Here is an 18,592-nt window from a genome sequence, read left to right on the forward strand (position 1 = left end):
TCTCGACAGACAGACATGACGGTTCCCTGCGTACGCGTGCCCGCCGCCGCGGGCGAGGAGACCCGACGGGCGCTCGTCGAGGCGGGCGTCGTCGACCACGGTCACGACATCGTCGCCGCCGACGGCGTCCTCTACATCCCCGTGACCGACCCCGCGGACGTCCCTGCCGACTACGAGGTGGTCGACCACGACGTCCCTGCCCGGCGGCCGCAGCGGACGCCCGCGGACATCTTGGGCTCCGAGCCGTCCTACGAGCGACTCGGCGACGTGGTCATCCTCGACGAGGACGACCCCGAGCGCGCTCGCGAGATCGCCGACGCGGTGATGGAGTCGGACGTGCGCGCAAGGACGGTGGTCAACCGCGCCTCGAAGATACGGGGCGAACTCCGCGTGCGCGACTGGGAGGTGCTCCGCGGAGATGGCACCGAGACGGTCCACCGCGAGTACGGCTACGAGTTCCTCCTCGACATCTCGACCGTCTACTTCTCGCCGCGGCTGGCGACCGAGCGCCACCGCGTCGTCGAACAGGTCGAGGCGGGCGAGCACGTCTTCGACATGTTCGCCGGAGTGGGGCCGTTCGCGATTCCCTGCGCGGGAGAAGGCGCGGACGTCGTCGCCGTCGACCTGAACGAAGCTGCCGTCAAGTATCTCCGCGAGAACGCGCGTCGAAACAGTGTCGAGGAGCGACTCACCGCGATTCACGGCGACGCCCGCGACGTCGGTGCGGGTTCGTCGCGAGTAGCGAGGGACGCGGAGCGCCCCTCGGACCGTGCGAGCGGGCCTTCGGCCCGCGAGCAGACGAAGCGAAGCGACGGTGCGACCGACGGAGACCGCGACTACAAGAACTGGGCCGACCGCATCGTGATGAACCTCCCGCACAGCGCCGACGAATTTCTGGATACGGCCGTCGCTGTCGCGGGCGACGACTGCGTGATTCACTACTACGACATCCAGCACGAAGACGACCCGTTCGGCCCCGGCGAGCGGGCGATTCGCGCCGCCGCGGAACCGGGGTACGAGGTGAGCGTAGAGAACGAGCGCGTCGTCCGGTCGTACGCGCCCCACGAGTACAACGTCTGTCTCGACGTTCGGCTGTCACGGTAAGCGCTCGCGGTCGCCGGGAGTGGCCGTGTCTCGGTTCGGCACGCGGCATCTCGTTTCGGAACCCTTATTGGCCCGATGGCGGTACGTTCGAGTGCGCAAACGACGCGCGACGACACGCGCCGGTGTAGCTCAGCTGGCAGAGCGATTCCTTCGTAAGGAATAGGCCGAGGGTTCAAATCCCTCCACCGGCTCTTTCTGCGACGAACTCCGCGAGGAGCGGAGCGTGCCGCGGAGTGTCCCAAACCGGGAACTGTAGTCTCTCCGTCTGTCAGAGTTTCCTCCCGAGAGCTCTCCGTTCGAGTAGATCTCACCGAGGGTTTTGCTGTTAACGTGGGATGGCGACCGTCAAAAGAAGTCTGTCCGTGTGCCTACTACGGGGCAGACCCCTTTCTCGGAGTCGCCACCTATGAGACAATGGCCGGACTATAAGCACTTATCGGATACGTTAAAAGTCAATCTGTAATTCGGTACGAACGGCGTGTCTCTCCTGAGGTCAACGCGGTTCGAGACACTTTCCGGGTCTCGTCACCGAGTGAATCGGCAATTCACGAGGTCTGCGGGCGCAATTCGCCCGATTACGGCTGGTGTGTTCGTCGCTAACGTGGCCACCAGGCAATTTATTACCCCCTAAACGATACAATCTTATGTGCCTACTACGGGTAAAATTCCACAACAAATCACGTCGCCTGGTATCAGCGTCCCGACATACGCGGTAGACATAGCAGAAACGATGGCCGGTGAGGACACTTCTACGGCTATCATCATGTCAATTGCGGCCATCGAAGGACGCGACCCGCTCGACCTCGACCCGATGTTCGACGATATCGAGACCGATTCGCTGAACATGCTGTTCAACTCCCCGTCGAACAATCTGTACGTCGAATTCACCACGAACGGATGGAGCGTGCAACTACACGGCTCGGGCGAGGCCATTTTCGAGCGTCAGGTCTCGCTGTCTGAGGCGTCCGAGTCGAACTCCAAGAAATCGACCGCGTAACAGCGCCGCTGACGAGTTCGTTTCGGTACCCGAACGAGTAGCTCTCGACTCGAAAAGCGGTCAGTCAGGTGGCTTCCGTTGCGGTTTTCGGTCTCTTCGTCGGGCATCGACTAACCGCTGGAGCCACGCGACCTGTTCGTCGCTGATTCCCTCTTCGACTCTGGTTTGTGGGGGGGTTCCGAGCTTGAGTTCTTCACTCGGTCGTCGAGAGTGCCTTTTCGTGCGACTTGGTTCTTGATGAGGTGTGGCCGCAGTCATCCATGCCTTTATACTCTAGTCATAGAAAATAAACCTTGTCCAGGCGAGAACAGATGTAACCGGTTCTCGTCGTCGAACCGGTCGAGTAGACGTTTCAGTCTGGTTTGGCAGGCCTCCAGCGAACCCGGCACCAATCGAAGAGAGATATTCTCCCGTCGCTTCCGACCGCCACCGTCCTCTACGTCGTCTTCTGGCTCAACGTCGTCGTGTTCGTCCCGCAGATAGGCCACTTCCGTCGGCTCCGGAGTACGTCCTCCAGCCGCCGTTCGTCGCCTTGCTCGTCGGTTCGCTGGCGGTTCTCGGTCGTTCGATGGTACGAGACATCCACAGAGAGCGGTAGGCAACCGCGCTCACGGACGTGACACTCGGACGCGACTCGGTACGACGGCTGTCACTCCAGAGGGTTCTCTCCCTGTCGTGGTTCTCGACGTTGCGACGACGGTAACCGGAGTTTTCGGCGTTGCACCGAGGGCGACAGGAGTCGTGACGACACCTTCTGGATCTGACGGTCGCCGCGACAGAGTCGGCCGACCGCACGTCGTCAGTCAAAGATGTTACACAGATTACAATACTTATCGTTGCTGAAAGGTGCGAACAACTATTTGCCGAGTCGTGGCCCGTTATCGTGGGTGGCGGCGCAGGCGACTCACCTCTGCCGGAAGGGGGATTATCCGTCAAGTGAACACCGTTTGGCGTCGCTAACCCTGCCTCTGACAACCAACGAGGGTTCGTCTCTCACCCTCGTTCGTCCGTCATTCTCTGGATGTATAACCACTCACCCTAATCGCTTCGCCTCTCGCCCTCGTTCGCGACCGTCGGTACGCGACGAGAGGTTCCAGGAGAACGCCGGTCGGAGCGGCCCGTGATTCGTTTCCGAATCGACTCGAAAGCGCACGCTCGAAGTTTCTCGGACGCAATCGGGGCCGGGAGGGGCCCCGTAGGTTGACACACCAGGGCAATCTGAGGGGGAGACAGATTGCTCGTCGAGCACCGCCTGAGTCCGTGCAAGAACCTACCGGGTGGCGGGTACTCAGTAGAGACTCACGGGCAGTACCGGTATTGTAATGTCGACTGTACGCGTCTGTAGACGGCGTTAAATTCGTTGCCAGACGTGGACTCACGTTCGATGATCGTCGCGTCAGAGTTCTGTATTCGACGCTCTTCAGCCAGAATTCACGAAGTATGGTCGGTCTACCGTCGTCCGGATCCGGTTTCGACGCGGAGTTCCGTGGTTCGAACCGCGCCGTGACGTGCTCTCGGCCGGCGGGTCGCTCCGTCGTGCGCTACTCGTCGGGAAACTCTTCTCGAAGTTGTTCGAGCAGTTCGAGCACCGGCGTCACCGTCTCGAACCGCGGCCCTCGCCGCACGAGTTCCCGCTCGTGGTCCCACTCGACGAGGTCGACCCCGTCGAGTTGCGGCAGGTGGACGTGGTACAACTGCTCGACGACCGTCTCCGGTTCCGCCAGTTCGACCGCAAGCGTCTCCAGCGGAATCCATCCGCTGTCGCCGACGCTCGCGCGATTCAAGAAGACGAGTGTAGACCGGCGAGTTGGATGGCTCAACGCGGCGAAGAGACGGTCCACCGCCGGGTGCTCTCTGCCCGAGTCACTCATGCGCGCCACTCTCCGAACGACGTTGGCGGGGCCGAAGCGTGCAACATGCCGTGCGAACCGACGACGCACGGAACAATCAACACGCACCTACACAGATGCAGTACTTATCTGTGCAAATGTATCTCACTTCAACGTGACTAACTGTCACCTGAACCGCCCACACAGATTCGAGGGGGAAGCCACGACTTCGATCGTCGGTCACGGACTCCGCGCCGCTCACCCGTCTTCCGGCCTCGATTCACGGGGTTCAGTTCGCCCGACGTCCCGCGGTCGTCGGCGACGCCTCGATGCAGACGGTTTATGCGCGCACACCGTCGACTCCGACCACAGGATGCTCACGTTCATCGGACTCGGTCTCTACGACGAGCGGTCGATAACCGTCGAGGGGCGGGAGGCGCTCCGCAGCGCCGACCGCGCGTTCGCGGAGTTCTACACCAGTAAACTCATCGGGACGACCGTTGAGGAACTCGCCGACCACCACGGCGTCGACGTCGAGGTTCGCGACCGGGCGCGCGTCGAGCAGGATGCCGACGAAATTCTCGACGCCGCCGAAGAGGGGGACGCGGCGTTTCTCACCGCCGGAGACACGATGATCTCGACGACACACGTCGACCTCCGCCTGCGAGCGCACGAGCGCGGCATCGACACGCGTATCGTCCACGGCGTCACCGCGCAGTCGGCGGCGAGCGGTCTCACGGGTCTGCAGAACTACAGATTCGGAAAAGCGACGACGCTGCCGTTTCCGTACGCCCACGGTGCCGACGGCACCCCGAAGAGCGTCGTCGACACCGTCGAGGACAACCGCGAGCGGGGCCTCCACACGCTCGTCTACCTCGACATCAAGGTCGGCTACGAGCGCGCGGGCGTCGATTCCGACGACGAGTACATGACCGCCGACTTCGCCGCGGGCGAGTTCGCCCGCGACTGGGACGGCGACGCGCTGGGGGTCGTCGTCGCCCGCGCGGGGAGTCCAGACCCCATCGTCGCCGCCGACCGCCTCTCGGCGCTGGCCGACCGGGAGTTCGGCGACCCGCTGCACATGCTCGTCGTTCCCGCGTCGCTGCACGATCTGGAGGCCGAGTCGCTCTCGGCGTTCGGTGACGCGCCGTCCGAAGTCGTCGAAGAGAACACGTACTGAGCCGCGAGCGCGACGACTGCGGCCGCGACGTCGACCGCGGCCGCGATTGCTCGCTTATCGTTCCGCGCGTTCGCCGCCGTCGGGTCGCATCTGGTTTTCGTACTGCGACACGTCGAGCGCGCCGTGGAGGTCGTACTCCTCGCGGGTCAGCATGAACAGCACGTCCTCGATGACGGTGAGCAGTTCGGGGAGTTCGCGCACGACGAGGTAGGTGATGCCGACGAGCGCGACGACCGCGAGCAGTTGGCTGACGACGCGGTCCGAGAGGAAGAACGACACCATGTAGGGGTCCGAGGAGCCGAACAGCAACAGCACCTCGTCGACGAACCACTGCATGTACTGCTTGCCGAAGGCGATGCCGATGAACGTCGTCCGCAGCAGGTTCAGCGCGTAGATGATGGGGATGGCGACGGCGAGCGCGCGGAGTTTCCGCCGCAGCGGCGCGCGGACGGCGGCGATGAGCCCCGCGAAGATGGCCATACTCCCGATGCCGGTGCAGGCGAGGACGACCGAGAACTGCAGGTTGTGGCCGTCGTCGTGGACGAACCGGAACGTGTTGTCGTACCCCTCCGGGCCGACGATGGGCGTCGGGTGGTACCCGAGTACGTTGATGAGGTAGCCCGTCTGGGCGGCGACGAGTTCGACGAGCACCTCTCTGGGCGAGGGAACCGTCGTCGCGCCGACGGTTATCGCGGGTATCGTCTCGAACGGGAGGTAGACGACGCCCATCACGGCGACGGCGCGCGAGAGCACGAAGAGCGTGTCGCGACCCCGAAGCAGCAACAGCCCCGCGTAGAGGCTGAGCGGGACGGCCGCGAGGCTGAGGAGCCCCTCGATGTAGGACTTGTGCTCGAAGGCGAAGTGCGGGAACAGGTTGAGCCAGAAGAGGGCGAAGGCGACCCACGCGCTCACCATCACGTAGCGGGCGACGCGCCGATTGGCGCGCTCGAACAGCGCACCGCCGACGAACAGCGCGATGGCGACCCACGCGAGCGGGTCGGAGGGGACGACGCCGGGCATACCGGTATCCTTCGCGTGAAGTGGTATATCCCTTGTCGTCTGTGGTCGGGTGCGCGCACGAGCGGGTGCAGTAACTGACTGTCACGCGCGCCCACCGACGTGGCTGTCGCTCGTCGGCGTGGGTTCGATAAAGGAAGTAAGGGCCGGGAACGGGTCCCGGTGGTTCTGGGAGTTAGCGCTCGAAAGCAGACTCGGGAGAGTCTACTTAGTTGTCGCGGCGGACCGCGAGGAGCGCAGCAGCCACGAGTGCGATGAGAGCCACGATGACACCGAAGCCGGGGGTGTCAGTTTCCGTGGTTTCCTCGGTGGTTTCCTCGGACGGGGACTCCTCGGTTTCCTCGGTGGTCTCCTCGGTAGTCTCCTCGGTGGTCTCCTCAGTCGTCGTGGTGTTGTTCTCGCCAGTCGAGGTGGTCGTGGTGTTGTTCTCTCCACCCTCGCCACCTTCGCCTTCGACGATCACAGCGCTGTACTCAGTGTCGCCCTCGAAGCCAGGCCCGTCCTGGTCGCTGAGCGACAGCGTGAAGTTCGTACCCTGTTCGAGGTCGCCGAAGTCGAACGTCGCGTTGAACGTACCGTTCTCGTCGACCGTCGCGGTGTCGGTCTCGACGAACGTGTTCGAGGCGCCGGACTCACTCTGCGCGCGGACGCGGATCTCGGAGCCGGGCGCGATCGAGGACTCGCCCTCGACCGAGCTGTTGTCGGAGCCTGCGACTTCGACGACGTCGTCGTCGTTCACGTTGTCGAAGGAGGCTTCGCGGTCAACGACAGAGAACGTCGAGGAGACGGACTCCTCGGGGAGTTCACTCTCGCTATCTTCGCCGACATCGAGCGTGACGTTGAACTCGTCACCGCTCTCGAAGCCATCACGGTCGACAGCGCCGTCGTTGGACGTGTCGATAACGAGGAACAGGTTGTTGTTCTCGTCGTCAACGACGTACTGAACGGCGTCCGAACTGACCGTCTTGGGGTCTTGGTTCGCCGACGGGTTCTCCTGCTCAACCGTTAGGTCGAGATCGTCGCCGTTGAAGACATCTCCATCATCATCATCTTCCTGTGCTGCAATGTAGCCAGCAAGGCCCGAGGCTTCGACCTGCACGATTGCAGTATCGTCCTGGGCGATATCGCTATCCTGCGTGATAATGCCGTCCTCGATAGCTTCGACGACATCGTCCTCGTTGGCGTCCTCACTAAGTTCGCCACCGGGCGCGGTCCACGTCTGCGCACCGTCGATGGATGCGTCCGAGACGGCGAGTGTACTCACGTCTTCAGCACTATCGAAGTCTTCCGGACCGACTTCGATGTCATAGTTCGCGGTGTCAAGGATAGAGCTGACACCGATGTTGTCGTTGTCCTCCGAGTCCGAGGTGTCGACATCGACGCTCGTCTCATCGCCACCAGCGGAGACACCGTAGTCGTTGCCGCTGTCCGGGTTGTACGTGTTAACAGTAACGTTAGCGACACCGTCCTCGTTTTCGTCAGTAACGAGTGCGGTGACTCTGTAGCCGTCGTCCTCGCTACCGATGACGATTTCGGCCTCGTCAGTATTCTCCATCTCGACCGGGAACGTTACCGTGTCACCGGCCTCGACGTCGACGTTGTTCGGGAGGTTGTAGGTCGACTCCTCTTCCTCGGTGACTTCAATGGACGCGTCGGCCTCAGCCGTCGTGTCCGTCACGGAGAAGGTGAAGTTGTACTCGCCAGTGTCGATGTCTTCGAAGTCAGCGTCGTACGCCGTACCTTCGTCGACATCTTCGAGAACAACTGCGCCGTCCTCGATCTCAGCGTCTTCGTCAACATCCTCAAAGATGTCCTGGAGCTCATCGTTATCGAGCTCATCAGATTCGACGGTCAGATCGAAGTTCGAGCGAACGTTCGAGTCGAACTCGATGGAGGACTCGCCGTCCTGCGTGATGGAGTCGTCATCGAACTCGGCACCGATGTCCTGCTCGGTGATGTCCCACTCGGCAGCGCTAATCGCATCTGCGTCGGTACCGGACGAGTCCTGAACCACACCGTCAACGACTTCGAGCGGTGTGTTACGGGAATCGGCCTCGACAATCACGTACGAGCCCGACTCAAGGGAGTCCGACTCGAAGATGGCCGAACCTTCCTCGTCCGTGGTGAAGGTCAGTTCGGTCGAACCGAGTTCATCACCGTCAACCGAACGGACTTGATATTCAATATCCTCATCACTCGTATCGCTGTCGACGAACAGCTCCTGGCCCTGATAGAACAGGGAACCGGAGTTGACGCTGTCGTCGGCGTTGTCAGCGTTAGCCGCAGCAGCCGTACCTGCAAACGCGACGGTGCCCGCGAAAACGGAGAACACCATCAGCGCAGCGAGGAAAACTGCACGGAACTTCTGTGTTGTTTGTGTCATGGTTTTGTGCATTGGTCGGCGACAGCCACTTTCGCCCGTGCCTGGATACCGAAACGCCCGACGCGGTGCCGGACTTGGCGAGGGATACTCGTCGATGCCACCATGGGTAGGGGTACGAACGAAACCTTAGCCTCTCGTTATAAATGCTTTGTGGTAAATTGTGAGATTCGGTAGACAGTAACACGACCGTATTCACCGGAGAGAAGCGTTCTCCCGCGGATACGGGCATAAGTACTTTGTGTCTGACTACTCCGAGTCCTGATAGCTCAAAGTTGAGCTTTCGTCGGCTGACGCTCGAAAAATCGGGGATTTCCGAGAATGGGGGGTACGCGAGTCGTGTGGGGTGGGGGCCGTTTACCGTTCGAGAAAGGCGTCGAACTCGCGGGCGGGAGAACGAGCAGTTCGACGCCCACCTCTCGCAGAAGGTCGCGCATCTCGAACCGGTTGACGCCAGCGAAGCGGGCCACCGTTCCCAGCATGATCTCTCCATCGCGGTAGCGCGAAATCGCAGCGACAATCCGGGCGCTTCGGCTCTCTTTCGTCACATTCGGGATGTTGGTCGGTCAGATTAGCGGAAGGGACTGTCGGCGGTCGCCAGCCGTGTGAGTCCGTCGACGGCGTCGAAGTCGTCGTCGAACGAGTAGAGATGACATCCTCCTCGCCGTAAACGGCGAGGTTTCCTCGCGCTGGGGTATCGCTTACCGACCCACGAAGGCAACTTGCGGGTTCGTATGCTCCTCGTTGGGACGGTGAGAGCGTGGTGACTCCGACCATGAATGGTCGTCCCACTTGAGGCATACAGGCCGTGCCATCGGCCGTGATACCGTTGTCTGCCGTCTCAAGAACGTCTCTGACGCTGTGAGGTCTGCATGCCCCTCGAATCCACACGGACACGTCAGCGTGTCTTTGTGGCGCGTCGTATCCTCTGTCGAACCACAGTTGGGGCACTCCTGACTCGTCCACGCCTCAGACCGAACCTCGACCGAAATGCCGTATTCCTCGGTGGTACATGCCAGTCTGTTCACGAACGCTCTGAACGCCCAGAAGTTGTGCGTCTTCGCGTTCGTCTCCACCGACCAGTGCGTATCGAGTACGTCCGTCAACGCCCCGACGTACACTGTCGAAACGCCTTCGTCGTACAGGCGTTCGATAAGGTCACGGGTGAGCGCATCTTGGGCGTGGTCACGTCGCTTGGTACGTCGGTCGTACAGGCGTCGGATACGGTGACTACTATATCGACCTTCCTCCAACAGCGATTGAAGTCGGGCGATTTCTCGTGTCATCTCACGGAATCGCTCGAACAGGTTGCATCCTTCATACAGGTATTGCTTACCGGTCGTGGTTGTGCAGGCGACGAGATTGTTCGCACCAATATCCAGAGCGGATTCTTCCGAACCCAGTGGTTGTGCCAGTCTAGAAGCGTCGATAGTGACTGGCTGAAAGGCCCTGAACGTCTGTGCTTGCTCGTCGTAGAACAACTCTAACCGACCCTGCTTGTCGTACTCCTTCCAGTTTGGTTTGCCTCGAACTTCGAGCCGGAGACGTTCGCGATGTCCAAGCCCGTACTCGTCTTTCAGGTTTTGGCCGACGAGAATTTCGAGGCGAGAGTATTCGCCCCACTCGACAGAGTATGACGTGTTTCGGATATACGTGCGGAGATCACGCCCATCTTCTGAGTTACCCCAGTATCCGGGTTTGCCGTTGGCTTCGCCCTTCTTCTTGAGGCTGAAGAACGACTTCCATGCTTCGCGGTTCTTGCGTTCGATTTGCTGAACTGTCGAAGCACCGAGAACACCACCGTAGCGTCCGCGATACTCGCTTATATCCCACACGTCTCCGTCTGGGTCCGCGTAGTTTTCACGGCGTTCGTAGTTGATTTCGTTCCATAGAGAAGCAGAAGCGTCCAACAGGCGTCGAAGCAACTCCCCATCCTCGTCGGACTGCGGAATCACGTCGAACGTGTTGGCTCGCTTCATCAACTACTGGTGGTATCGTAACACACATAATTGTTCCGTTAGTGTGATAATGTATGGTCTCAATCCGAATCGAGTTCGATGACGATGAACAGTACGAGCGTTTGAAAGAGTTGAAGAAACACCGTGGGTTGACGTGGAAAGGGTTGCTTCTCGAAGGCGAGAGGAAAGTCAGGGAGGATACCCCGGAGTAAGCGTCGAACGTGGTTTGTGTCGTGGAGTGTCGGATTCACGCCCGCCGTAAACGGCAGGACTCTCTCCTTAAGTCAGGTAGTCGATCCTCTCGCGTTCGCTGTACGCTGCGAGAGTCGCGTCGACGAACGAGAGTTCGGGATACCGACGAAAGAGCGCCTGCGCCGCGTTGAAATCCGTCCGAGGTGCGTGGACGATCTCGAAGTGTGCCCCCTCGATGAGGCGGTCGAGCATCCCGTTTGCCGCCTCGGGTCCGAGCTTCTCCCGAGTCAGGTTCAGCGTCTCTGCGACGACGTAGTTCGTCACGACGACTTCGGGAAGTTTACCGTGGTCGACGCCGGCTACGATGCTTCGTGCGGTATCGTGGTACTCGTCGCGAGCGCTGGTACTGGCGAACAAGACGTTCGTATCGAGCAGCGCTGGCTTGACCTCCTCCCGCGCCTTAAGACGCGGGAATCCCACCACGGAATTTCAGGCCGAGCGACTGCTCGACCCTACGGTTTCAAGACGCATACGTTCCAAGCGTCTCTTGCTGGGTAGCATCGGCTTGGCTGTCTTGTGGCGCGGTCAAACGCGCCCCATCCTCAGCCGAGTCATCGTCGTTCTCGTGTTTTCTGGAACGACTCTCTCCGCTGAGGTAGCGGTCTGCGATGTTCACCGCTCCGTTCACGTCTGCTTGGTACTCGCCCATCCAGCACGCATCGTTCGTACACTTGAACGTCGCCTGTCGTGGGCGGTATCCAACTTCACCGCACGCATGGCATTCCTTCGAGGTGTTGCGTGGGTTGACCGTCTCCACCGGGATACCCTTCTCGACAGCCTTGTAGCGTATTTGTGCGTGGAGTTTGGCGAACCCCCATCCGTGGAGACGGCGGTTCATGTACTCGCCGTAGTCCATCGACTCCCGTATGTACGTCAGGTCTTCGAGAACAAGAACGGGGTTCTCGACGGACTCAGCGTAGTTCACGACTTCGCGGGTGACGCGGTGGAACACGTCGTCTATCTGCTTCCACAAGTCGTCACCGAAGGACTCTGAGATGCGTTCGCTACCGCGTGTCTGAAGTCGCCTCGTGGCGGTGAAGTAGGTCTTGCGAAGCCGACGAACGGTCTTTCCCTCGTCGGCCCACATTCCGGGCGCGGTCGGAGACCCGTGGTCGTCTCGGTGACACACCGTGACGAGTGACGCGTCTCCAATATCGACTCCGATAGGCGTCCGTTCTTCAGCGGACACCTCGGAACCATCCTCAACGTCGTGGGTTGCGGTGACGTGGAGATACCACGTTCCGTCCCGCTCGAATAGCCGACTCTCGCCCATTTCCGCGTCACCAGTGTTCAACGCTTCCAACCAGTCCCTCTGTTCGGGATTCGATTGTGCTGGCATCCACAGGTGGTAGTCCTCGTGATGCGGGATTTTGACGTACCACTCGATTGCGTTCTCGGGCTTATGGTCGAGTTGTAGTCCCTCGTTGGTGAATCGAACGGGGTGGTCGTCGTGAAGTTCGCCTGCGTTGTAGGTCGTCGTGAGTTGTGGGACGTACTGTTTGAGCGCGTTCTTCGCGTACCCGCTCAGGTCGTAGTTGACCACCACGTCGTTCGTTTCAGTCTGCGTGGTGCATCGAGCGTCGAAGGCGGCGTGAAGTGCCTGCTGGTACGCCTCTCGCGTCTCGCAGAGTTTTCTCCGCTTGTGCGCGTTCGGCTCTACCAGTTTCAGTTCCAGCGTCTTCGTGATTTCGATCACGACTTGTCCCCCTCGTGTCGCTGGATGTAGTTCTTGACCGTCTCGCTCGAAACGTGTCCTGCTGTTCCTGCGTAGTAGCCGCGTGCCCACTTGATTTTCTCGTCGTCGTGATCAACGTAGCGGTGGTTGTATTTCCGCGAACTGATGCCTTTGAACCAGTTGGCGAGCAGGGACGGAGCGTGTTTCGGCGGGCTACTAACGAACAGATTGATATGGTCGGGTTGAACGGTGAGGTCGAGTATTTCGACGCCCTTGTCGTCGGCTATTTCGTGGAGGATGGTTCGCACACGGTCTGCGACCTCGTTAACCAGTACCGAGTTTCGGTACTTCGGCAACCACACGAGGTGGTAGTTGAGGTTGTAGGCCGCGTGCCGTGTGGTCTTCATCCGTATTACACACTATTCTCTTTTGGTGTGTTAAAACTATGTTCCACGGTTGGAAATCCACCCGTAGCGTCGTTGGTGGAGATGTACGCTATCGTCCGCTCGACCCACCCCTAAAGACGCGGGTATGCGCTCGATTCTGTATCACTCGCTCCCGAACACGCGCCCGGCCTCGACGGCGTTCGTCTCGCCGACATCGACGGGTTCGAAGTCGTCGAACACCCCCTCGCGCTGATGCACGACTGCGACAGTTAGCTCGCCGTCGTCAGTCACCTTCCATCGGAGCTTGTCACCCGCGCCGATACCGAGATGGCGACGAATATCCGCGGGGATGGTCACCATCCCTCTGTCGCTCACTTTCGTCTCTTCGGGTACGTCTTCGGCGGCCATATCCGGAGAGAGACGTTCCAGTCTTATGCATGTTGCTTCGCATGTGCGATGCCGAGTGGGCGACGCGAGGCGTTCGCCCACTCTCGAAACTCGGAGAGTATCGGCGGACAGACTCGTCGGTACTAGCTTCACCGAGGTACGTGTTCCCCCGCGTCTGGACGACGGCAGTTGGGTAACACTATGAAAAATGAGGCCGGTACCGTACCGCAGAGCGCCCCGCGACTACGCCGGGAACAGCGACTCCGCCCCGAAGTCGCGCTCCAGCACCTCGATCTCGTGGCCGTCCTGGTCTCTGGTGAACGCGTACTTGTCGTCACACGAGGCGGGGTCGCGGTAGTCGTCGGCCTCGCGCTCCATCAGCGTCTCCCAGTACTCGCCGAGGTCGTCGGCGCGGACGGCGAGGTGACCCCACGCGTCGCCCAGCTCGTAGCTGCGGCCGTCGTAGTTGTACGTGAGTTCGACCGCCATCGCCTCGTCGGCGCTCCCCTCGGGCTTGACGAAGTAGTTCGCGAACGTGTCGGACTCCCAGCGGCCGGTGTGTTCGTACTCGAACTTCCGCGTCCAGAAGCCGAGCGCCTCGTCGGCGTCCTCGACGCGGATCATCGTGTGGTCGAGGCTCCAGCGCGCGCCGAGGTCGGGGTCGCGCTTGACGATCTCGATCTCGTGGCCGTCGGGGTCCTTGACGAACGCGTAGCGCCCGCCGCAGGACTCGGGGTCGCGGTAGTCTTCGACGCCGTTGTCCATCAGTTCCTGATACGCCGATTCGAGTTCGCCCTCGGGGACGCGGACGGCGATGTGGCCCCACGCGTCGCCGACGTCGTACTCGTCGGTGTCGTGGTTCTCGGTGAGTTCGAGCATCGCGCCCTCCTCGTGCATCTCCTCGGGGCCGATGTAGACGTTGGTGAACGTGTCGGCCTCCCAGCGGTCCTTCTCCTCGTAGTTCAGGTTCGTCCGATACCAGTCGAGCGACTCCTCCAGGTCGCCGACGCGGATCATCGTGTGGTCGAGTACTCCGGACATACGCGAGTGATGGGTCGGAACGTCGAAAAGAATACCGGAGGCGGAACCGCCTCGTCGGTGTCCTGAAAGTGACCGCCTTCCGCGGAACCCGGACTACCGTCGCCACCACTAGGGGCCACACTCGCGGTCTTCTCGGTCCCTCCGGGCGTCGACACCCTCCGGTGGCACAACGGATTGTGTCGCTCTCTCGCCTCCCTGCCGGTCATACTCGTCGACTACTGTCGAGCGCCGACGACGAGCGCTCTCGCTCTCGTGAGTCGTCTTCCGGTCGGCCCATAGTCGACCCTGCTCCCCGGAAGTAGCCCGATACCGTCCGCTTCGACCCGAAGATGGCACGCCCGACGACGCACGTCACACCTCGTCTCTGCCGAGAGTAACGTTCAGAAGCGTCCTACGGGGCGTCCGTATCAGTCACCGCCGTCGCCTCTCTCATGACCGCCTCCGAAAACCGTCATAATCGGCTCACGCCTCTCGATTTTGCGTGTTACCGGCCGACCGTCGCACCTCGCATCGCATCTCGAAACGCGAACAACGCGGAGACGATTCCTCTGTGGGCCTGCTTCGGCAGTTTGGGACATTCTCAGTCTGGGTGCCGAAATCGGTCATACTCGACTCTCAAAGCAGGGAACACTCCTCCTTGCGGGGGCGAACGCCGATTATGACCTCTCGTTGGCTTCCGCGCTCCCGCCGAGCACACCCCTCGGCACCTGTGCGGGCGTCTCGTCGACTATGGGTCTCACGAGGGACGGTTCCGCCGGATTCGAGAATCGACGTCGAGAACGAGAGGTCGGGAGTGGCGATATCGGTCGGTGTTCACCAGCCACATCACCCCCGCCGAAAATTAGTGTGACCCGCTCGGTTCAGTCGTCGGCGACGTCGCGCTCCTGTCGGCTCCGACGCGCCGCCTGCGGGGAGATCCCCTTCCGCTGGGCGTCGATTTCCGAGAGGCCGTAGACGAGCGCGACCAACAGGACGAGTCCGACCGGCAGCAAGACGAGCGGCGTAACGCCGGTCATGCCGTAGATCAGAAGCAGCGACCCCGCGACGAACATCACGGTGACCGCGTAGTACAGTTGCGTGCGCACGTGGTCGATGTGGTCAGCGCCGGTAAACGTCGACGAGAGGATGGTCGTGTCGGAGATGGGCGAGGTGTGGTCGCCGAAGATGGCCCCGCTGAACACCGTTCCGATGGCGACGGGGATGAGTTCGGGCGACTGCCCGCCGATACCCCACGCCAGCGGAATCGCCACGGGCGTCACGATGGCCATCGTCCCCCACGAGGTGCCGGTGGAGAAGGCGATAAAGGCCGACGCGAACAGGATGACGAGCGGCAGCAGCGTCGGCGTGACGATGCCCTGCGCGATGCCGGTGACGAACTCGCCCGTGCCGAGCGCGCTCGTCGTGAGGCTGATCGACCACGCGAGCACGAGGATGGTGACCGCCGTCAGCATGATGGAGAAGCCGTCGACCAGCGAGTCCATGCACTCGTCGAGCGTGAGCACGTCCGAGACGAGCGCCAGCACCATCGCGGTGACGACCATGAAGAACGACCCCCAGACGAGCGCCGAGGCGAAGTCGGCGTTGCCGGCGATGCCAACAAGCGACCGGTCGGGCGCGTAGCCCGTCCACACCGCGCCGGTGATGGCGACGATAATCAGCGCGAGCACCGGGAGGACGAACATCCGCAACTGCGGGTCGTCGCCGTTCGGTTCGCCGAGGTTCTCCTCGATGCTCTGGAGCGGAACCGCGTCCTCGCGGAGCACGTTGCCCGTCTGCCACGAGCGGTGTTCGGCGTCGAGCATCTCGCCGAAGTCGCGGCCGGTGACGACGACGATGAACACCATCGCGATGGCGAACAGGCAGTACATGTTGAACGGGATGCTCTGCAGGAACGCGACGAACGCCGTCGGCACCCCTCCCTCGCCGCCGGTGATGCCCGCCTGCTGGTACCCCTCCTGCACCATGCTGATCTGGTAGGCGACCCAACTGGAGATGCCGAACGTGGCGACGGGCGCGGCCGTCGAGTCGACGATGTAGGAGAGTTTCTCGCGGGAGATGCGGAGTTCGTCGGTGATGTCGCGCATCGAACTGCCGACGACGGCGGTGTTGGCGTAGTCGTCGAAGAACCAGACGAGGCCGAGCACCCACGCCATCAGCCCGGCCTTTCGCTGACTGTCGAGGCGTTTCGTCGCGAAGCGCGTGATGGCGAGCGAACCCCCCGTGCGCCAGATGAACGTCACGCCCGCGCCGAGCAACAGCGTGAAGATGAGAATCTGGGCGTGGAACACGTCGTCGCCGATGGATTCGGCGACCCACGTGAACGTCTGGACGACGCCGAGCCCGCCGGAGTAGATGACACCGCCCGACCAGACGCCGAGAAACAGCGCCAGTATCGGCTTTCGCGTGACGATGGCCAGTACGATGGCCAACAACGGCGGTACGAGCGACAATCCTCCGAACTCCGAGACCATGCTATGCCAAGTCTTCCCACTTCGGTAAAGGTGTTGTGCCGCACGTGCAAGCACAGGGGGAGCGAGAACGGCTGAGAGGGTCGGTGGTCGGACCCGAGACGGTCGGACACGGTTTCGACGCATATCCGATTAACCATCGACGGCACACAGCGCGACGCGTTGCATCGTCACGTCGGGGATACTCCGAGTCGATACCGACGCGTGACATCGCCACATCTTCCGGGGACGACCGATGGCTACCGGTATCGAAGCCACGCGACGGCCCACAGCGCGGCCGTCCCCACCGGAAGCGCGAGTCGACCGCCCGCCTGCGTGAAGCCGACTGCCAGAGAGAGCTGGCCCAACCCGGCGATGACCAGCAACGCGGCGGTCACCCGCGAGTCTTCGCGGTCGAACAGGACGCCGCCGGTAGCGCTGGCGATGGCGAAAAGAAAGGCGACGACGCTCGCGGGCCACGCTCGGAGGTACGCCGGGAGCGACCTGAACCCGCCCGTGAACTCGAACAAGTATCCAGAGAGCGAGACGGCGTTTCCGGAAGCGGGATCGAACAGCCCCCACGGGAAGACGAGCGTCGCCGGACGGCCGTCGACGAGCAGGACGCTCCACGGCAGTAGCAACAGCGACAACAGGAGGAGAAGCAGTCGTGTCCGCGTTCGAGTCGACTCGTGCGCGCGCGAGGCGGCAGCCGTTCGGTCTTCGGCCATCCGGGGTTACTTCCGCGCGACGATGCGGAGCACGTCCTCGTCTTCGAGTTCGTGGTCCTTGCCGACCTGCTGTTCGTCGTGTTTGGCGCTCGACCCGGAGACGCGGGCGAACTTGAACCGGTCTTCGAGGTCGGCGCCGAGTTTCCGACAGGCGTCGCCGACGGTCATCCCGCGCCGGATGACGAGCGGTTCCTCGTAGTCGGTGCCGCGGCCCGGCTTGTCCATGTAGACGCGGATGAGACCCAGCGACTCCCAGATTTCGTCCTTGAGGCCGTCGAGCCCCTTCTCCTTCTCGGCGCTGATGAACGTCACCTCCTCGGGGTCGAGTCCGATTTCCTCCAGGTTTTCGTACACCGTCGGCAGGTAGTCGCGGTCGATGAGGTCCGCTTTGTTCACCGTGACGATAGAGGGCAGGTAGACGCGGTTGTCCATGATGCCGTCGATGAGTTCGTCGATGGAGGGGTTGCCGCGCACCGTCACCTCGGCGTTGACGTAGCCGTACTCGCGGAGCACGTCTTTGATGGTCTGTTCGTCGAGTTCGACATCGTCGCTCTTCGTGACGTTGATGCCGCCCTTGATCTGCTTCGAGATGGTCAGACTCGGCGGTTCGGTGTCGAGGCGGATCTTGTTGTTGTACAGTTCTTCGCTGAGTCGCTCGTACTGGTCGACCTCGAACACCGAGAGGACAAACACGACGAGGTCGGCCGTCCGGACGACCGAGAGAACCTCGCGGCCGCCGCCGCGTCCGCCCGCGGCACCCTCGATGAGACCCGGGACGTCGAGCATCTGGATGTTGGCGCCGCGGTACTGCAGCATGCCGGGGTTGACGTTCAACGTCGTGAACTCGTAGGCCCCCGTCTCGCTGTCGGCGTTGGTGATCGCGTTGATGAGCGTCGACTTGCCGACGCTCGGAAAGCCGACGAGTGCGATGGTGGCGTCGCCGGTCTTCTCGACGGCGTAGCCCTGCCCGCCGCCAGCGGAGGACTGGTTTTCGAGTTTCTCCTTCTTCTCCGAGAGTTTCGCCTTCAGTCGACCGATGTGCGCCTCCGTCGACTTGTTGTACGGAGTGGTGGCGATCTCCTCTTCGATCGCGTCGATCTCCTCCTCCAGTCCCATCGTCGTAGCTTCCGCCGCGTGTGTCGAAAAACCCTTTCCTTCGACGGCGCCACGTCCTCCCGTGTTTCGACGTACGTGCGCAGCGCACGCGAGAC

18 protein-coding genes, 1 tRNA gene and 1 pseudogene are annotated in these 18,592 nt (G+C 61.8%); 5 read left to right on the top strand and 15 right to left on the bottom strand.

Going from position 1 to position 18,592, the window contains the following annotated elements:
* Positions 1 to 15 precede the first annotated feature (15 nt).
* The 3 genes from LAQ74_RS09510 (at position 16) to LAQ74_RS09520 (ending at position 2,101) form a co-directional block, all read left to right on the top strand.
* A complete protein-coding gene (locus LAQ74_RS09510; RefSeq protein ID WP_224332315.1) occupies positions 16 to 1,104 on the top strand; it encodes a class I SAM-dependent methyltransferase in 1,089 nt (362 codons plus the stop codon).
* 118 nt (positions 1,105 to 1,222) lie between these two features.
* Positions 1,223 to 1,295 (top strand) — tRNA-Thr (locus LAQ74_RS09515).
* A 539-nt stretch (positions 1,296 to 1,834) separates the two neighbouring features.
* A complete protein-coding gene (locus LAQ74_RS09520; protein WP_224332316.1) occupies positions 1,835 to 2,101 on the top strand; it encodes a HalOD1 output domain-containing protein in 267 nt (88 codons plus the stop codon).
* 436 nt (positions 2,102 to 2,537) lie between these two features.
* Here the strand turns inward: LAQ74_RS09520 and LAQ74_RS09525 are convergent, their stop codons facing one another.
* Both LAQ74_RS09525 and LAQ74_RS09530 read right to left on the bottom strand, forming a co-directional pair.
* A complete protein-coding gene (locus tag LAQ74_RS09525) occupies positions 2,538 to 2,687 on the bottom strand; it encodes a hypothetical protein (protein ID WP_224332317.1) in 150 nt (49 codons plus the stop codon).
* A gap of 955 nt (positions 2,688 to 3,642) precedes the next feature.
* Complete coding sequence (locus tag LAQ74_RS09530; RefSeq protein WP_224332318.1) at positions 3,643 to 3,972, bottom strand: DUF7344 domain-containing protein; 330 nt, start codon at positions 3,970 to 3,972, stop codon at positions 3,643 to 3,645.
* A 331-nt stretch (positions 3,973 to 4,303) separates the two neighbouring features.
* Here LAQ74_RS09530 and dph5 point away from each other — a divergent pair, with 331 nt between their 5' ends.
* On the top strand, positions 4,304 to 5,110 hold the full coding sequence (gene dph5 / locus LAQ74_RS09535; protein WP_224332319.1) for a diphthine synthase: 807 nt from the start codon (positions 4,304 to 4,306) through the stop codon (positions 5,108 to 5,110).
* A gap of 54 nt (positions 5,111 to 5,164) precedes the next feature.
* Here dph5 and artA read toward each other — a convergent pair whose 3' ends face one another.
* From artA to LAQ74_RS09555, 5 genes and pseudogenes are all read right to left on the bottom strand, one after another.
* A complete protein-coding gene (gene artA / locus LAQ74_RS09540; RefSeq protein ID WP_224332320.1) occupies positions 5,165 to 6,130 on the bottom strand; it encodes an archaeosortase A in 966 nt (321 codons plus the stop codon).
* 205 nt (positions 6,131 to 6,335) lie between these two features.
* Positions 6,336 to 8,510, bottom strand: coding sequence for a BGTF surface domain-containing protein (locus tag LAQ74_RS09545; protein ID WP_224332321.1), 2,175 nt, complete (start codon positions 8,508 to 8,510; stop codon positions 6,336 to 6,338).
* 266 nt (positions 8,511 to 8,776) lie between these two features.
* Positions 8,777 to 9,055 carry a UPF0175 family protein gene (locus LAQ74_RS09550; RefSeq protein WP_224332322.1) on the bottom strand — a complete coding sequence of 93 codons (279 nt, stop codon included), beginning with the start codon at positions 9,053 to 9,055 and terminating at the stop codon, positions 8,777 to 8,779.
* A gap of 23 nt (positions 9,056 to 9,078) precedes the next feature.
* A pseudogene (locus LAQ74_RS20610) lies at positions 9,079 to 9,174 on the bottom strand (VapC toxin family PIN domain ribonuclease); the annotation flags it as partial.
* A gap of 34 nt (positions 9,175 to 9,208) precedes the next feature.
* On the bottom strand, positions 9,209 to 10,486 hold the full coding sequence (locus LAQ74_RS09555) for an RNA-guided endonuclease InsQ/TnpB family protein (RefSeq protein WP_224332323.1): 1,278 nt from the start codon (positions 10,484 to 10,486) through the stop codon (positions 9,209 to 9,211).
* Between the two features lie 53 nt (positions 10,487 to 10,539).
* Between LAQ74_RS09555 and LAQ74_RS09560 the strand changes: the two genes are divergently transcribed.
* The gene (locus LAQ74_RS09560; RefSeq protein ID WP_224332324.1) at positions 10,540 to 10,677 is read left to right on the top strand and encodes a hypothetical protein; all 138 of its coding nucleotides are present in this window, start codon (positions 10,540 to 10,542) and stop codon (positions 10,675 to 10,677) included.
* A 67-nt stretch (positions 10,678 to 10,744) separates the two neighbouring features.
* Here the strand turns inward: LAQ74_RS09560 and LAQ74_RS09565 are convergent, their stop codons facing one another.
* The 8 genes from LAQ74_RS09565 to LAQ74_RS09600 form a co-directional block, all read right to left on the bottom strand.
* Entirely contained in the window at positions 10,745 to 11,137 is a 393-nt protein-coding gene (locus LAQ74_RS09565) for a type II toxin-antitoxin system VapC family toxin (protein WP_224332325.1), read from the bottom strand.
* A 40-nt stretch (positions 11,138 to 11,177) separates the two neighbouring features.
* A complete protein-coding gene (locus tag LAQ74_RS09570; RefSeq protein WP_224332326.1) occupies positions 11,178 to 12,413 on the bottom strand; it encodes an RNA-guided endonuclease InsQ/TnpB family protein in 1,236 nt (411 codons plus the stop codon).
* Positions 12,410 to 12,799, bottom strand: coding sequence for an IS200/IS605 family transposase (gene tnpA, locus LAQ74_RS09575; protein WP_224332327.1), 390 nt, complete (start codon positions 12,797 to 12,799; stop codon positions 12,410 to 12,412). The genes LAQ74_RS09570 and tnpA overlap by 4 nt, the downstream gene beginning before the upstream one ends.
* A gap of 141 nt (positions 12,800 to 12,940) precedes the next feature.
* Positions 12,941 to 13,186 carry an AbrB/MazE/SpoVT family DNA-binding domain-containing protein gene (locus LAQ74_RS09580; RefSeq protein ID WP_224332328.1) on the bottom strand — a complete coding sequence of 82 codons (246 nt, stop codon included), beginning with the start codon at positions 13,184 to 13,186 and terminating at the stop codon, positions 12,941 to 12,943.
* Positions 13,187 to 13,408: 222 nt separating this feature from the next.
* Positions 13,409 to 14,206: a VOC family protein gene (locus LAQ74_RS09585; protein ID WP_224332329.1), complete on the bottom strand. Its 798-nt coding sequence runs from the start codon at positions 14,204 to 14,206 to the stop codon at positions 13,409 to 13,411.
* Positions 14,207 to 15,066: 860 nt separating this feature from the next.
* Positions 15,067 to 16,677 (bottom strand): Na+/H+ antiporter NhaC family protein, encoded by a 1,611-nt coding sequence (locus LAQ74_RS09590; RefSeq protein ID WP_224332330.1) that lies wholly within the window; start codon positions 16,675 to 16,677, stop codon positions 15,067 to 15,069.
* A gap of 236 nt (positions 16,678 to 16,913) precedes the next feature.
* Positions 16,914 to 17,381, bottom strand: a complete 468-nt coding sequence (locus LAQ74_RS09595; RefSeq protein WP_224332331.1) for a TIGR04206 family protein — start codon at positions 17,379 to 17,381, stop codon at positions 16,914 to 16,916.
* Positions 17,382 to 17,387: 6 nt separating this feature from the next.
* On the bottom strand, positions 17,388 to 18,497 hold the full coding sequence (locus tag LAQ74_RS09600; RefSeq protein WP_224332332.1) for an OBG GTPase family GTP-binding protein: 1,110 nt from the start codon (positions 18,495 to 18,497) through the stop codon (positions 17,388 to 17,390).
* Between the last annotated feature and the right edge of the window lie 95 nt (positions 18,498 to 18,592).

Source organism: Haloprofundus halobius (assembly GCF_020097835.1).
GTDB classification, from domain to species: domain Archaea; phylum Halobacteriota; class Halobacteria; order Halobacteriales; family Haloferacaceae; genus Haloprofundus; species Haloprofundus halobius.

Excerpts from the sequence above, each read along its gene's own strand:
- LAQ74_RS09510 (WP_224332315.1), top strand. The coding sequence starts at position 16 with ATGACGGTTCCCTGCGTACGCGTGCCCGCCGCCGCGGGCGAGGAGACC.
- LAQ74_RS09520 (WP_224332316.1), top strand. The coding sequence starts at position 1,835 with ATGGCCGGTGAGGACACTTCTACGGCTATCATCATGTCAATTGCGGCC.
- LAQ74_RS09530 (WP_224332318.1), bottom strand. The coding sequence starts at position 3,972 with ATGAGTGACTCGGGCAGAGAGCACCCGGCGGTGGACCGTCTCTTCGCC.
- dph5 (WP_224332319.1), top strand. The coding sequence starts at position 4,304 with ATGCTCACGTTCATCGGACTCGGTCTCTACGACGAGCGGTCGATAACC.
- artA (WP_224332320.1), bottom strand. The coding sequence starts at position 6,130 with ATGCCCGGCGTCGTCCCCTCCGACCCGCTCGCGTGGGTCGCCATCGCG.
- LAQ74_RS09545 (WP_224332321.1), bottom strand. The coding sequence starts at position 8,510 with ATGACACAAACAACACAGAAGTTCCGTGCAGTTTTCCTCGCTGCGCTG.
- LAQ74_RS09555 (WP_224332323.1), bottom strand. The coding sequence starts at position 10,486 with ATGAAGCGAGCCAACACGTTCGACGTGATTCCGCAGTCCGACGAGGAT.
- LAQ74_RS09560 (WP_224332324.1), top strand. The coding sequence starts at position 10,540 with ATGGTCTCAATCCGAATCGAGTTCGATGACGATGAACAGTACGAGCGT.
- tnpA (WP_224332327.1), bottom strand. The coding sequence starts at position 12,799 with ATGAAGACCACACGGCACGCGGCCTACAACCTCAACTACCACCTCGTG.
- LAQ74_RS09580 (WP_224332328.1), bottom strand. The coding sequence starts at position 13,186 with ATGGCCGCCGAAGACGTACCCGAAGAGACGAAAGTGAGCGACAGAGGG.
- LAQ74_RS09585 (WP_224332329.1), bottom strand. The coding sequence starts at position 14,206 with ATGTCCGGAGTACTCGACCACACGATGATCCGCGTCGGCGACCTGGAG.
- LAQ74_RS09590 (WP_224332330.1), bottom strand. The coding sequence starts at position 16,677 with ATGGTCTCGGAGTTCGGAGGATTGTCGCTCGTACCGCCGTTGTTGGCC.
- LAQ74_RS09595 (WP_224332331.1), bottom strand. The coding sequence starts at position 17,381 with ATGGCCGAAGACCGAACGGCTGCCGCCTCGCGCGCGCACGAGTCGACT.
- LAQ74_RS09600 (WP_224332332.1), bottom strand. The coding sequence starts at position 18,497 with ATGGGACTGGAGGAGGAGATCGACGCGATCGAAGAGGAGATCGCCACC.